At 42.0% G+C, this 14,119-nt stretch carries 14 protein-coding genes; 4 read left to right on the top strand and 10 right to left on the bottom strand.

What is annotated here, in order from left to right; genetic code table 11:
- Positions 1–3: 3 nt before the first annotated feature.
- Positions 4–1,368 carry an acyl-CoA dehydrogenase family protein gene (locus tag LDL79_RS06630; RefSeq protein ID WP_225599631.1) on the bottom strand — a complete coding sequence of 455 codons (1,365 nt, stop codon included), beginning with the start codon at positions 1,366–1,368 and terminating at the stop codon, positions 4–6.
- 163 nt (positions 1,369–1,531) lie between these two features.
- Here LDL79_RS06630 and LDL79_RS06635 point away from each other — a divergent pair, with 163 nt between their 5' ends.
- The 4 genes from LDL79_RS06635 to arsB are packed head-to-tail and all read left to right on the top strand — an operon-like array spanning position 1,532 to position 4,073.
- Entirely contained in the window at positions 1,532–1,864 is a 333-nt protein-coding gene (locus LDL79_RS06635; protein WP_225599632.1) for an ArsR/SmtB family transcription factor, read from the top strand.
- Between the two features lie 50 nt (positions 1,865–1,914).
- Positions 1,915–2,382, top strand: coding sequence for a DUF6428 family protein (locus tag LDL79_RS06640; protein WP_225599633.1), 468 nt, complete (start codon positions 1,915–1,917; stop codon positions 2,380–2,382).
- Between the two features lie 19 nt (positions 2,383–2,401).
- Entirely contained in the window at positions 2,402–3,022 is a 621-nt protein-coding gene (locus LDL79_RS06645; protein ID WP_394372625.1) for an arsenate-mycothiol transferase ArsC, read from the top strand.
- 4 nt (positions 3,023–3,026) lie between these two features.
- A complete protein-coding gene (arsB, locus tag LDL79_RS06650) occupies positions 3,027–4,073 on the top strand; it encodes an ACR3 family arsenite efflux transporter (RefSeq protein ID WP_225599635.1) in 1,047 nt (348 codons plus the stop codon).
- 22 nt (positions 4,074–4,095) lie between these two features.
- On the opposite strand, the gene LDL79_RS06655 is transcribed toward arsB, so the two are convergent.
- From LDL79_RS06655 to LDL79_RS06695, 9 genes are all read right to left on the bottom strand, one after another.
- Positions 4,096–5,226 (bottom strand): M23 family metallopeptidase, encoded by a 1,131-nt coding sequence (locus tag LDL79_RS06655; RefSeq protein ID WP_225599636.1) that lies wholly within the window; start codon positions 5,224–5,226, stop codon positions 4,096–4,098.
- A gap of 36 nt (positions 5,227–5,262) precedes the next feature.
- Positions 5,263–6,339: a PA0069 family radical SAM protein gene (locus tag LDL79_RS06660; RefSeq protein WP_225599940.1), complete on the bottom strand. Its 1,077-nt coding sequence runs from the start codon at positions 6,337–6,339 to the stop codon at positions 5,263–5,265.
- Between the two features lie 92 nt (positions 6,340–6,431).
- Positions 6,432–6,848 carry a type II toxin-antitoxin system VapC family toxin gene (locus tag LDL79_RS06665; protein WP_225599637.1) on the bottom strand — a complete coding sequence of 139 codons (417 nt, stop codon included), beginning with the start codon at positions 6,846–6,848 and terminating at the stop codon, positions 6,432–6,434.
- A complete protein-coding gene (locus LDL79_RS06670) occupies positions 6,849–7,100 on the bottom strand; it encodes a DUF6364 family protein (RefSeq protein ID WP_225599638.1) in 252 nt (83 codons plus the stop codon).
- A gap of 150 nt (positions 7,101–7,250) precedes the next feature.
- Positions 7,251–7,811 carry a hypothetical protein gene (locus LDL79_RS06675; RefSeq protein WP_225599639.1) on the bottom strand — a complete coding sequence of 187 codons (561 nt, stop codon included), beginning with the start codon at positions 7,809–7,811 and terminating at the stop codon, positions 7,251–7,253.
- 152 nt (positions 7,812–7,963) lie between these two features.
- Positions 7,964–8,746, bottom strand: a complete 783-nt coding sequence (locus tag LDL79_RS06680; RefSeq protein WP_225599640.1) for an enoyl-CoA hydratase/isomerase family protein — start codon at positions 8,744–8,746, stop codon at positions 7,964–7,966.
- A gap of 30 nt (positions 8,747–8,776) precedes the next feature.
- Positions 8,777–10,240, bottom strand: a complete 1,464-nt coding sequence (locus LDL79_RS06685) for a sensor histidine kinase (protein ID WP_225599641.1) — start codon at positions 10,238–10,240, stop codon at positions 8,777–8,779.
- 28 nt (positions 10,241–10,268) lie between these two features.
- Positions 10,269–10,817, bottom strand: coding sequence for a CopD family protein (locus LDL79_RS06690; RefSeq protein WP_225599642.1), 549 nt, complete (start codon positions 10,815–10,817; stop codon positions 10,269–10,271).
- A gap of 95 nt (positions 10,818–10,912) precedes the next feature.
- Positions 10,913–14,095, bottom strand: a complete 3,183-nt coding sequence (locus tag LDL79_RS06695; protein WP_225599643.1) for a VPS10 domain-containing protein — start codon at positions 14,093–14,095, stop codon at positions 10,913–10,915.
- Positions 14,096–14,119 lie beyond the last annotated feature (24 nt).

Here is a 14,119-nt window from a genome sequence, read left to right on the forward strand (position 1 = left end):
TTTCTAGCTCACAAATGCGCTGTAGCCTGTAATTGCTCGACCTACGATGAGCGAATTGATCTCTTTTGTGCCTTCATAACTATAGATCGCTTCGGCATCAGCCACAAAACGCGCTACATCATATTCTAATAAAATACCGTTACCACCCATTACTTCGCGTGCTCTACTTACTACATCACGCGTACGCATAGAACAGAACACCTTAGCCAGAGATGCGTGCTCGTCGGTCAACTGACCACCGTCTTGCATTTCGCTAAGGCGAAAACATAAAGTTTGCATAGCCGTAAGATTGGAAACCATCTCTACCAAATGATTCTGAATCAGCTGAAAGCTTGCAATAGGTCTACCAAATTGCTCTCGTTTTTTTGTATACTTCAATGCAGCTTCATACGCTCCGCGCGCGCAACCTACCGCCTGCCAAGCCACACTCGCACGCGTCATTTGTAGCACTTTGGCCGTATCTTTAAACGAATTGGCATTTTGTAAGCGATCGCTTTCTGGTACGCGGCAATCGGTTAAGGTGATCAGGGCGTTTTGTACGGTACGCAACGCCATTTTATCTTTCATTTTCTCCGCGTGAAAGCCGGGGTTTTCTTTTCGTACAATAAAGCCCTTAACCCTACCGCTATCTTCATCGCGTGCCCAAATGATCGTAATATCAGAAAAGGTTGCATTCCCAATCCATTTTTTCTCACCATTTAAGATCCACTCATCTCCAACTTTTTTACAACTGGTTCCCAGACCGCCGGCAGCTCCTGAACCTACTTCGGGTTCGGTAAGACCAAAAGCTCCTATTTTTTCAAACTTCTGCATTTTGGGCAGCCACTCTTGCTTTTGTTCTTCACTACCGCAGAGGTAAATTGATCCCATAGCGAGACCGCTATGCACACCAAAAAAGGTAGAGATAGACACATCTACACGCGCCAGTTCCATCGCCAGAATTCCTTCCATCAAAAAGGATTGTCCGGGACATCCGTAGCCTTTATAAGCAATTCCTGCTAAATTTAATTCGGCAAACTTTGGGATGATCTCGTGTGGAAATTCGGCTCTATTCCAATATTGGTTAGCAATTGGCTTAACCTCATCTTCCATAAAATTGCGCATCTTCATTTGAATTTCACGCTCTTCAGGAGTGAGTTTTTGTGCCAGATTGTAAAAATCACCATCAATTGGCGGCAGTTTGTGCTGTCCTTTTTTCGCTTGCGAATTCAGCATCTTCATCAAGCCTTTCAATTGACGGTCATCTAAGTTGCCCACCGCGGCCATAACTTGCGACAAGTCTACTTTTTGAGATAATTTATTAAGTGCTTCTAAGTCAACCGACTTTAAAAGGCCTATGGTATTCTTTACTTTTCCAAATAACGACATCGTTTGCGGTTTAAAATTTCAATCTAAAAATACCAAGCTTTAATCGGGTGTGCAGCCAAAAAACTGTTAATAACAGGGTGATCACAGCGCTGCGTAAAAAAATGAGACCATTTCTTTGTCATGAATTTCATTCATCGTAATATTGCAATGTAACAATTAAACAATGGGCTTAGCCAAAACCGAAATATTCTCTGATAGCCAAAATGCGATCGCCAAGTTTGCAAAAGCATTTGCGCACCCTGCGCGGGTATCTATTTTACAACACCTGTTTAAAATAGATTCTTGTGTTTGTGGTGATCTGGTTAATGAGATTGGTCTGGCGCAACCTACCATATCTCAACATTTAAAAGAGCTTAAGCATCTTGGTTTGATCAAAGGAAGCGTTGAGGGCACCAGTGTTTGCTATTGTGTTGACAAAGAAAACTGGACAGAGATGAAAAAATTAATGACTCATTTTCTCGATCAAGATCTATCTAACAGCGCAAATTGCTGCTAAAAAAAATTTAAAATCAATCATCGTAATATTGCGATATAACAATAAAGAATATGAAACTATCACAGGTCAAAAACGTTTTAAAAAACATAGAACAAATAGGGTTTCAATTACCTGACGGAAGTCTGGTTCCTAATCATTTTCACGTAACCGAAGTAGGCAAAGTGTCTAAGCATTTTATTGATTGTGGCGGCACATTGCGCCAAGAAGAGGTTGTGAATTTTCAATTATGGAATGCTGATGATTACGATCACCGCCTGCATCCTGAAAAATTGCTCAGCATCATTGAGCTTTCTGAAAAAGTATTGAAGATTGAAGACCACGAAGTTGAAGTGGAGTATCAAGGCGAAACCATTGGAAAATTTGGGATCGATTTTGACGGAACAAATTTCCTTCTGACTACAAAACAAACCGATTGTCTTGCTAAAGATGCCTGCGGAATTCCCGCTAAAAAACCCAAAGTAAAACTATCAGATTTAAACCAAGAGCCTTGTTGCGGGCCTGATGGCAACTGTTGTTAACCCATTTAATCACGTTATGATGAACACTGTTTTATTTCCGGAAATCGACCAATTTATAACTACGCTAAAGCCGGAAACTATTTCCGAAGAACGCAAAGCGACGCTTCAGCCTTTAATCGCTTTTATTCAAGAAAAAGTGAGTGCCAATGCAGCCGTACGCATCAATTTTATTTGTACGCACAATTCACGCAGAAGTCACCTTTCTCAAGTTTGGGCACAAACTATGGCAGCGCATTTTAATATTGGTAATGTGGTTTGTTTTTCCGGTGGAACCGAAGCAACTGCTCTGTTCCCAATGGTTGCAGAAACCTTAACAAATACGGGTTTTCAGATCGAAAAGCTTTCTCAAGAGAACAATCCGGTTTACAGTATTAAATATGCCGAAAATGCGCATCCGGTAATTGGATTCTCAAAGCGGCTAGATGATGCGTTCAACCCTACTTCAGCATTTGCGGCAATCATGACGTGTTCGCAAGCCGACGCCGGTTGCCCGTTTGTGCCGGGAGCAGAAAAACGTATTCCCATCACGTTTGACGATCCTAAAGCTTTTGATGATACGCCGCAGCAAGCTGAAAAATACCAAGAGCGCAGTGAGCAGATCGCTACAGAATTATTTTACGTATTCTCAAAAATAAGCTAGTAGTATGAGTACTAAAAAACTAAGCTTTTTAGACCGAAACTTAACTTTATGGATCTTTGTCGCGATGGCGCTTGGCGTTGCGATTGGCTACTTTGTTCCATCCTTCCCCGAAGTGGTCAATACGATGAGTAGTGGCGCCACTAATATACCGCTGGCGATAGGATTGATCTTGATGATGTATCCGCCGCTGGCCAAAGTGAATTACGCCCTATTACCCAAAGTATTTAAAAATGTAAAAATTCTTTCCATTTCTTTAATCCTGAATTGGATCATTGGGCCGGTACTGATGTTTATCCTGGCCATTACCTTTCTTCAAGACTATCCTGAATATATGGTAGGGTTGATTTTAATAGGTCTTGCGCGTTGTATCGCTATGGTTCTGGTATGGAATGACCTCGCAGAGGGAAGCAGCGAATACGGCGCAGGACTCGTAGCGTTGAACAGCATTTTTCAAGTGTTCGCTTACAGTTTTTATGCGTGGATCTTTATCACCGTGCTTCCGCCCTATTTTGGATTTGAAGGTGCGATCGTAGATATTTCCATTGCTACCATTGCGGAAAGTGTTGCCATCTATCTGGGAATTCCGTTTGTGTTAGGGATTTTGAGTCGGTCAATTTTGGTACGATTAAAAAGCGAAACTTGGTATAATGAAAGGTTCATCCCAACGATTTCACCAATTACCTTGATTGCTCTGCTTTTTACCATTGTGGTGATGTTTTCGCTTAAAGGCGAACTTATTGTCGAAATCCCTCAGGATGTTTTGATCGTGGCCATCCCGCTTTTGATCTATTTTGCTTTGATGTTTATCATAGGTTTCTTTTTCACCAAGGCAATGGGCGCGACGTATGACAAGACGGCATCGGTAGCATTTACCGCAGCCGGCAACAATTTTGAATTGGCGATCGCAGTGGCCATCGCAGTTTTCGGGCTCAATTCCGGGCAGGCGTTTGCGGGTGTTATTGGTCCGTTAGTTGAAGTTCCGGCGTTGATCTTTTTGGTGCGTGTTTCGTTCTGGTTTAGAAAAAAATACTTTCCAAAAGCTACTGCATAAATAATCCCGCAGTATCAAGAAACTACAAAGCTTTTACTAAACTCTGATGCACAAAAGCACGCTGCGCCGCGGACGTTTCAATATGCAACCAATCGGCACTTTTACCTAATAAACGTACGGTATCTTTTCGCGAAAGCGCACCAATTTTTTGAGATTTGGCAGAAGCACTACTTCTCAAATTGGCTTGTGCAGTTTTGATCGCATAAGTTTTATAAAATTCAGTTGAAGCATTAAGGGCCGGTAACTCCGGCTCTTCTTTTACAAACGGCAACGGATTGATCGCTCCGTGACTATACACCCCAAAATGCAGATGTGGTGGCGTGGTACGGGCATTGCCTGTGTTACCCACGAGCCCCAAAGTATCGCCCACTTTTACACGCTGGCCGCTGGTCGCGATAATGCTATCCAAATGCGCATAATACAGGCTGTTGCCAAACAACCCCTCACGCAACCAAACCTGCTTTCCGCCCAAACCGCGATTTCCCGTTCTGCTTATATAGCCATCAACACTTGCAACTACCGGCGTACCGCGTTTGGCAAAAATATCTACACCCTCGTGGCTGCGTTTACCGCCATCGCGCGCTGCGCCCCAAAAGCTCTGAATGGATTTTGCTGAAGCGCCACTTACCGGAAAATAATACGAAGGCTTGCTCTGAATGCGTAATGCAAAACTTGAGCTCGTGTTCAATTCAGGCTGAAAAAGTACTTTGTAGGTACCTGAATATTTAGGTGAGAAATCTAAAATGGAAGCTTCATAGTCGGCTTGCTGCACCAATTTATACGGCCGGATACTGTCTGAAGTCTTTTCATAAAGATCAATAAAAACCTTCGGTTGAAGCGTATCTGTCTGAATACTGAAGGCATAGCTGCGGCCGCGTTCCAGATCAAGATCATAAGCATACACGGGTTGAATTTCCGGATTGAATATTCCGTTTTCCTGATAAGGAGAAGAAATTTGCAAACTATCGTTCAGCGCATTTTGAAAAGCGTTCGTCCACAAACGATACGGTACCGAATCTGTATCAAAATTACGCGCGTAGACTTCGCGTGCAGTAGGCTGTGTGATCACATCGGTCACTTTGGTAAGCTTTCCGCAGGAAAAACAAAGGAGTACCAAAGCAATCCCAATAAATTTTAAAAAATGATTTTTCATAGCTTCTAATAATAATCAGAAACTGTGCCAATTGCGCTAAAATAGCGAGAGTTGTCCCGGGCGGTATTGCTCAAAAAGTTCGCAATTGAGCGGAGCAATACTCCGGCCTTTAAGATATTTCCTTCTGCCGAGCTCCATCTGTGCTGCAATTTGCTTTGCAAATTCACCGCTACCGCGCATACGGCGACCAAATTGCGAATCGTTCAAGTTGCCTTCGTGACACGCAGCGATCTGATTAAGCACTTTATCAGCCCGGTCTGGCATCGCCGTTTTTAGCCACTGCTCAAAGATCTTTCCTATCGCACCATTTAAACGCACTACGGTATATCCTACCGATTTTGCTCCGTGATCTGCCGCGGCTTTGATCAAAGGCAACACCTCATGGCTGTTGATTCCCGGAATGATGGGCGCGGTCATCACATTTACCGGAACTCCAACCTCAGCAAGTTTCTTTACCGTTTCCAGACGTTTTTTAATGCTGGCAGTTCGAGGCTCTAGCAGGCGACGCGTTTTCTCTTCTAAAGTGGTGATCGACATATTAACCTGAATCAGGTTATAAGAAGCCAATTCTGTAATGATATCCAAATCCCGCTGAATCAATGCATTTTTTGTAATGATCGCCACCGGGTGCCGGTAATTGAGAAAGGTCTCGAGCAATTTTCTGGTGATCTTAAATTGCTTTTCTGCAGGCTGGTAACAATCGGTATTTCCTGAAAGGACAATGGGCGCCGCTTGCCAGGATTTTTTAGCCAGGTGCTTTTCGAGCAGACGCACTGCATTGCGCTTTACGAGAATGCGACTTTCAAAATCTAAGCCTGCATCGTAGCCCCAATATTCGTGCGAATTACGCGCATAACAATACACACAACCGTGCTCACAACCTTGATATGGATTTAAAGAATAACCCATTCCCACATCTGGGCTTTCTACTTTATTGACGATGGTTTTTGGGAAGGTGTCTATAAAAAGAGTTTTCAGATTTTGAGGCTCATCCCCTTCTTGCGCGCAGTAATTGAGAAAATCATCTCGCAGCTCGTGACTGTTGGCATCAAATCTATTGGCGATATGACGCTGTGCTCCACGCCCTTTTAAATGTTTTCCTTCGGCTTGCATAAAATAGGATTTATTACAAATATATGGAATATTTCCTATTTTGATTGAAATCAAAATAGCCTGATTGCTTTTTTTTCTATTCAGTTTTACTTCTAGATTTTTCCTTTCAAGTAGGTTTCCGGAGTAAGAATGGCAAGTGTACTATGCTTATAATCTTTTACATTTCTCGTCAAAATAACAGTGATTTCCTGATTTTTCGTTGCAGTAAAATTCTGCAACGCGTCTTCAAAATCGTTAAATTTTGAGTTGAGCGCATCAAAAACTACTTCTTGATCCATGGTTAGCACATCGATGATGCTAAGGAGTTGTTTGACTTTCTCGATTACCGTTTTGTGATTTGCAGTTTTACGCAATAAATAATACACGTTACAAATGATCACAGGCGTTAAATAACCTTTAAGCGCGCCTGCCTCGCATTGATTGAGAATTTCGGTGGCAAATTCAGAATAGGGCTTACGATCAAAAAAGAAATCTAATATGACATCGGTATCAATAAGAACATGGTCCATCTAAGAATACTTTTTTTCAACTCTATCTCTAAGCTCCTTTTTGTAGTCTAAATCAGGAGGCATTTTAAACGAGCCTTTAAGTGATTTTACCACCGGATTGAGCGCTTTGCTATGCGCTTGAGGCGCTTCATTGGTAAGGCTTTTTAAATAGTTCTCGATAATATCAGACAAACTGCGGTTTTTGTCTTTTGCGTATGCCTTAGCCCGCTTGATAATCTCCTGCTCGATGGTAAGTGTAAGCTTCGTATTCATGACAAAACCAATTTTAATTGAAGACTACAAATATAAACAGAAAAAATTATACGTGTTTATTTTTTAGATAAAGCACGTGTGAAGTTCTCTTTAGATAAAATCAAACACCTTGAATTTGACTAAAATTGAAAGACAGTAAAGAAATTAAATTTATTCATTCTTGACCTTTCTGATCAATCTTCCATTGACATCTCTTTTTGGCATCACTCCCATAAGACAGACACAACCTTGTTTTCTAGTACATTTACTATATGGAATTACATTATTTTCAACAGCTTGTTGTTTGGTAATAATTAATTCAGATATTCTTTTGCTTTCATCACAGTCATTTGTACCTATGATAACAAAATCTATTTCAAAGTTAGAATTGCGATTAGATTCCAAATCAAGATTCACCCTATTCAAGTTATATAACCTTTGAATTTCATTTGCTTTTTTGCCTTCAAACCTTCTTCGAAAAGAAATCATATGAGAATATATTTTTTGATTCCGCTCAAACAAGTCTTTTAGATTTTCAGATTGCTGAGCATTCTCATTTAATAAATGATTGAAAATATACCATACATAATCTTCTATCCTTTCAGATTTGTTTATTTTCCAAGTTTGATAGTATTCAATTATATTCTTTCGATTCATTCCAAACTCTTCAAAAAAGGTCATATAATTATTTATCAACCATTCTATATCTTTTACTCTTCTAATTTCTGACATAATTGAACTTTACCTATTTCATATCAAAACAAATATAGCCGTTTACCTCCTCTACTTTAAGGATACCAATATTATTATCTCTGACTATCAGATCATAAAAACAAAAACCCGCATTTACGCGGGTTTTTTTAAATTCTTTAAGGCAGCGCCTTTTACTTCCCAGGAAACTCCGGTTTGCGTTTTTCTAAAAATGCGGTAGTTCCTTCTTTAAAATCTTCGGTGGCGAAAGACGCACCAAAACCTTCGATCTCGGCATCATAACCGTTCACTCCGGGTTTAAATCCGGCGTTGACCGCTTGTATCGCGGTGGCAATAGCAACCCCGCTGTTGTTTAAGATCTTACCGGCAATTTTTTCGGCAAGTGCCATCAACTCTTCTTGCGAAGTCACGTGATTTACCAAACCCGATTGAAAAGCCTGATCGGCATCGATCATTCCGGCAGTCATAATTATTTCAAAAGCGCGGCCTTTGCCCACTAACTGTGGCAATCGCTGCGTGCCGCCATACCCGGGAATCAAGCCCAGCGAAGTTTCCGGCAAGCCCATGCGCGCGTTGTGACTGGCAATGCGTATGTGTGCCGCCATCGCAAGTTCGAGGCCGCCACCCAAAGCAAAACCGTTAATCGCCGCAATGACCGGTGTGCTTAGATTTTCGACAAAATCAAAGAGTAATTTTTGACCCTTTCGCGCCAGCAAAGCGCCCTCTTCCTCTTCAAAATCAGCAAATTCGCTGATGTCTGCACCGGCCACAAAAGCCTTCTCGCCGCTTCCGGTTAAGATGATCACACCAATGTCTTCATCGGCATCAGCTTCAGCAAATGCGTCGTGCAGTTCTTGAATGGTTTCTTTATTGAGTGCGTTTAATTTTTTAGGTCGGTTTATGGTGATGATCGCCAATTGATCATCAACCTCATAGATGAGATTTTCAAAATTCATAGTCAATATTTTTGCTCCGCAGCGCGGAAATTAAGCTTCGGCTTTGGGGAAAGTCACTTTAAAAACAGTGCCTCGATCTTCCTTAGAAGTAAAGGTAATGGTTCCGCTATAGGTTTCCACAATATTTTTAACCATTGCTAGCCCAAGCCCCATTCCGCTTGACTTGGTGGTGAATTTTGGCTCAAAGACCTTTTCGATATTTTCTTCCGGAATTCCGTGACCATTGTCACAAACCAAAATACAAACCTGGTCTTCATCACTTTTGATCTCCACGCGAATCTTAGGATCTTCAACCCCTTCTGTCGCCTGAATTGCATTTTTAACCAGATTGGTGATCACGCGTATGAGTTGGGTGCGGTCTAATTTTACCGTGATCTCGTCAGCATCAGTGCCAAAAGTGAGGTAATGTTCTGTAAAGATATCCAATGCCAATTTGGTCACGAAAACCACATTAAGAGTCTCGTTTTGCTGCGCCGGCATTTTAGCAAAATTAGAAAACGCCTCAGCAATCGAACTCATCGTATCTATCTGCTGAATCAAGGTTTTACTGTATTCATCTAGCTTTTTATGAATGTCCGGATCGTTAGGATCAAAACGCATTTGAAAACTCTGTACGGTAAGACGCATTGGTGTCAACGGATTTTTAATCTCGTGTGCCACCTGTTTTGCCATCTCACGCCAGGCCGCTTCTCGCTCACTTTGTGCCAATTTTGCCGCACTGTTTTCAAGTTCGTCGATCATCCCATTATACGAGCGAACCAGATTGCTAATCTCTTCGCTGGCATCGTCGATCTCAATACGCTGGTTGCGCTTATCAAGCCGCGTCTGGATCATCTTATCGCTTATGGTTTTTAAGCTGGAAGTTATATAACGAGATAAAAAATAAGAGAGTACCGTCGCAATGAGCAACATAAATAAATACCCTTCTGCCAGTCTACGTAAGAATTCGTCAAGTTCGCGCGTGATAAAATCATCATCCTGAATGTAGGGCAAATTCATTATCGCCAGCGGCTTGAATTTGTTGTCGTTTATGTAAGTATAGGAAGATTGGTATTTTACGCCATCGATCTCAGATTGTACGATCCATCGTTTTGTAGGTGTATTAGCAAGTCCTTCTAAAACCGAAGGATTCAAGCTGGTTTCCAGAGTGTCTTCGGTAAAAGTTTCTTTAGATTTGACGAGTAGTTTTCCGTTAAGATCATAGATATTTATAGGCAGTTCGTGAACATCTGCAATGCGGTAAATATCATTGTTGTACTTTAAAATAAACGGAATGTTCTTAGAGATAACCTCATAAGTGGTCTGGTCCAGTACATAATCGATCTCTGCGCGTATCTGATCTTCCTTACGCAATAAGCGGTCGCGATGATACTCTTTTGCTTCCTCTTTATACTGAACCACGCTGATGATCCCGATGAGAATAGAAGCTCCTAAAATGAGCAACACCATCCCAAAAAAGATACGCAGGCGTAAAGAAAGCTTATTGAATTTCATCGAAAACAAGTTATCAAAAATCGCGCCGTTAGGCATTAGGATTTTTTTCGCGAATGCTTTTATAAAGTTTAATTCCCAACATTAAAAGCACTGCTAGACAGATCAAACCGGCTAATCCCCAAATCCAGTTGGTAGCACTTTTAGTAATTACCAAAAAGATCACCGCAAATAGAATTAAGGTTGGGCCCTCATTCCAGATGCGCATATATCTGGTCGTATAATTTATCTCACCGCGTTGCAGTTGCTTAAATATTTGATGACTTTTAAAGTGATAGGCATACAACAACACGACAAATGCTAATTTAATTTGCATCCAAGGTGCATACAAAAGCCCCGGATTTAAATGCAACATCACAAATGCAAATAGACTGGCTAAAATCATCGAAGGCCAGGTGATGATCTTCCAAAGACGTTTAGTCATCAAAGCCAACTGATCGCCCAGAATGCTTCGGTCTGGTTCGGGTTTTTGGGAAGCCTCAATCTGATACATAAACAAGCGTGGCGCATAGAATAAGCCCGCAAACCACGTCACGATAAATATGAGGTGCAGCGATTTAAAGTAGTTGTAGTATTCCATAAGTCAAAGGTAACCCGAAATAATAAAAAACGATTCGTCGCCTAAGCGAAAGGCGAGAATCGTTTTCTAAGTTCTATTATATTGAAGCGCTTTATCTATTCTTCTTCTACAAACAGATAATTGAGCTGCATCGCATTGAATTGTTTGTTAAACGCGGCAACCTCATCGTTTACCAGCCTATCAAACTTGTCTAATTCTGCATCTATTTTAGCCGTTAGTTCATTTTTCACCGCGACATCCTGATCTGTTGGCGCAAAATCTCCCATTCCAACTAAAGAATTCAAGTGCGCCAATTTATTAGTCAACTTGATCGGAAAGTTAAGCGGATCCTGCCCACTTCGGTTTTTGGTTTGATACAGCGCTTTTTCAATTTCCTCAAGATCTTCCCGCAGGGTTTTAGACTTTTCCCGAAGTTCTTCAGTATCGGGATTGTCTTTGTACTGCTTTTCAAAAGCACTCAACTGCGTGTTGATATTTCTGATCTTTTTGATGCTCTGGTGCGCGTGATCTACAGTCTCATTTACATCTGAAATAAAATCAAATTGCGCCTGCATATCTGCAACGGTCGCTTCAGAACGTGGATCTGCCAGAATGGTGTACGGTTGCGTATAATCGGTTCCATTTACATTCAATTTTACGGTGTATTCTCCAGGGATTTGCTGTGGTCCCTGAGTACTCGCCCACCATAAGATCATTCCCGGTAGTCGCTCTGCACCGTCATAGGTCATATCCCAGTTGAATTGATTAGCCCCTTCTTTGACTTTTAATTTATCGTCACTTCGTTTACTGCTGTACGATTTGATCGTATCGTTTTTAGCATCAAAATACGTCAATGAAATGCTGTCTTTTTCAGCATCATATTCCGGAAGGTAGAAATAGGTCATCACGCCGCTTGGATGATTGGTCCCTGCCGAATTCGACTTGCGACTACCGCCGTCCATTCTGTAAGTATCTTTTGGTTTATACAAATGCACTGCATCGGTATCTTCTGCTTCGATCGCTTGATGCAACATACTTAAATCATCAATGATATAAAGGCTTCGCCCTTGTGTTGCTACGATCAAATTGTTCTCCTTAAGCGCCAAATCAGTGATGGGAACAATAGGCAAGTTCAGCTGAAAAGGTTTCCAGTTTTCACCGGCGTCAAACGAAATGTACATTCCGGTTTCAGTGCCTGCATACAATAAACCTTCTTTTTCAGGATCTTCACGTACGACACGCGTGAAGTGTTCTGCTTCGATTCCATCAGTGATTTTTTCCCAGCTTTTACCGTAATCTGTGGTCTTGTATAAATATGGTGCAAAATCACCGGTTTTATATTTGGTTCCGGCGATATAGCAGGTCCCCTCGTCAAAATAACTCGGCTCAATACTGTTGATCATCATCCACTCGGGCATTCCTCTTGGCGTTACATTCTCCCAGTTTTCACCGCCGTCGCGTGACACATAAACCAAACCATCGTCACTACCGGTCCAGAGCAAGCCTTCTTTCAACGGACTCTCATTAGCTGCAAAAATGGTACAGTAATATTCTACGGAAGTATTGTCTTGCGTGATCGGTCCGCCGGAAGAACCTTGTTTTGATTTATCATCGGTCGTAAGATCCGGGCTGATCACTTCCCAACTTTGTCCTTCGTTTGTGGTTTTATGTACGTGATTACTGAAGGTGTACAACACATCTGGATTGTGACGGGAGAACATAATGGGGAAATTCCATTGAAAACGGTACTTCATATCTTCAACACCGTGGCCCATTGGGTTATCTGGCCAAACCGAAACCGAACGCACCGTATTGTTCTCGTGATTCACTCGGGTTAAAAAGCCGTCATAGCTTCCACCATAAACGATATTTGGATTTTCTGGGTCTACCGCTATATGCGCACTTTCGCCACCGGCTGTGCTTTCCCAATCTTCTTCACTAATACTGTAGCCATCTGTTCTATGCGGAATGCGCACCGTAGAGTTATCTTGCTGCGCTGCATAAATACGATACGGAAACTGATTGTCTGTCGCTAATCTATAAAACTGAGCAGTAGGCTGGTTGCCATAAGTACTCCAGGTTTCTCCACCATCATAAGTGATCTGAGCACCACCATCATCTCCCATTACCATGCGCATAGGGTTTTCTGGAGCAATCCAAAGATCGTGGTGATCGCCGTGCGGCGCATTGTTGCTTTCAAAAGTTTTACCACCATCGGTACTTTTATGATAGCTCACATTAAGCACATAAACCACATCTTCATCTTGAGTATCTGCATATACTTTGGTATAATACCACGCGCGCTGTCTCAAGTTACGATCGTCGTTGATGAGTTTCCAGCTGATACCGCCGTCTTCGCTTCGGTAGAGACCACCTTTATCTTTATTTTCAACCATTGCAAAAACACGTTCTGAATTTACAGGCGAAACCGCAACTCCAATGATTCCTAACGTATCTATTGGGAATCCGTCATTTTTTGAAATCTCTTTCCATGTTTTACCGCTATCGGTAGATTTCCATAAGGCCGAACCTTCACCACCACTGATAAAACTGTACGGCGTTCTGCGGGAATGCCAGGTCGAAGCATATAAAACACGAGGGTTGTTAGGATCAAACGTCAAGTCAACCGCACCGGCATCTTCGGTAGCAAAAAGTACGCGCTCCCAATTGGCGCCACCATCTGTAGATTTGTAAACTCCACGCTCTTGCGTAGGTTTATAAATATCACCCAAAACCGCAGCATAAACGATATCTGGATTGGTAGGATGTACCCGTATTTTTGAAACGTGTCGGCTTTTAGGTAAGCCTGCTTTTTCCCAGGTTTTACCGGCATCTGTAGATTTCCACATTCCGTAACCCGAAGAAACATTTCCGCGCAGCGTGTTTTCACCACCACCCACATAAATGATATTGTGATCGCTAGGAGCAATTTCCACCGCGCCTATACTTCCGCCGAAATAACCATCAGAAATATTGTCCCAAGAACGACCACCATCTTTGGTACGCCATACGCCACCACCGGTAGCTCCAAAATAGAATAAGTTGGGTTTGCCCGGAACGCCGGTTACCGCCGCACTACGACCACCTCTAAACGGACCTATAAGACGATATTCTAAAGCTTCATAAAGAGCTTCATCAACGTCCTGTGCTTGAATATTGGTTAATGAAAGAAAGAACAAGGAGCATAATAGCCCAAGCAAACAAGATACACTTCGAAATGCATTGTGCGTGCTTCGCGTTGTTTGAGTGTAACCGCTTGCGGCATTTGACCCTCGATTAAAGAGTAAAAGTTTGTGCATAATTAAAAGACTTAGTTAGTAGCT

It is taken from the genome of Leeuwenhoekiella palythoae (genome assembly GCF_020310025.1).
Lineage (GTDB): Bacteria > Bacteroidota > Bacteroidia > Flavobacteriales > Flavobacteriaceae > Leeuwenhoekiella > Leeuwenhoekiella palythoae.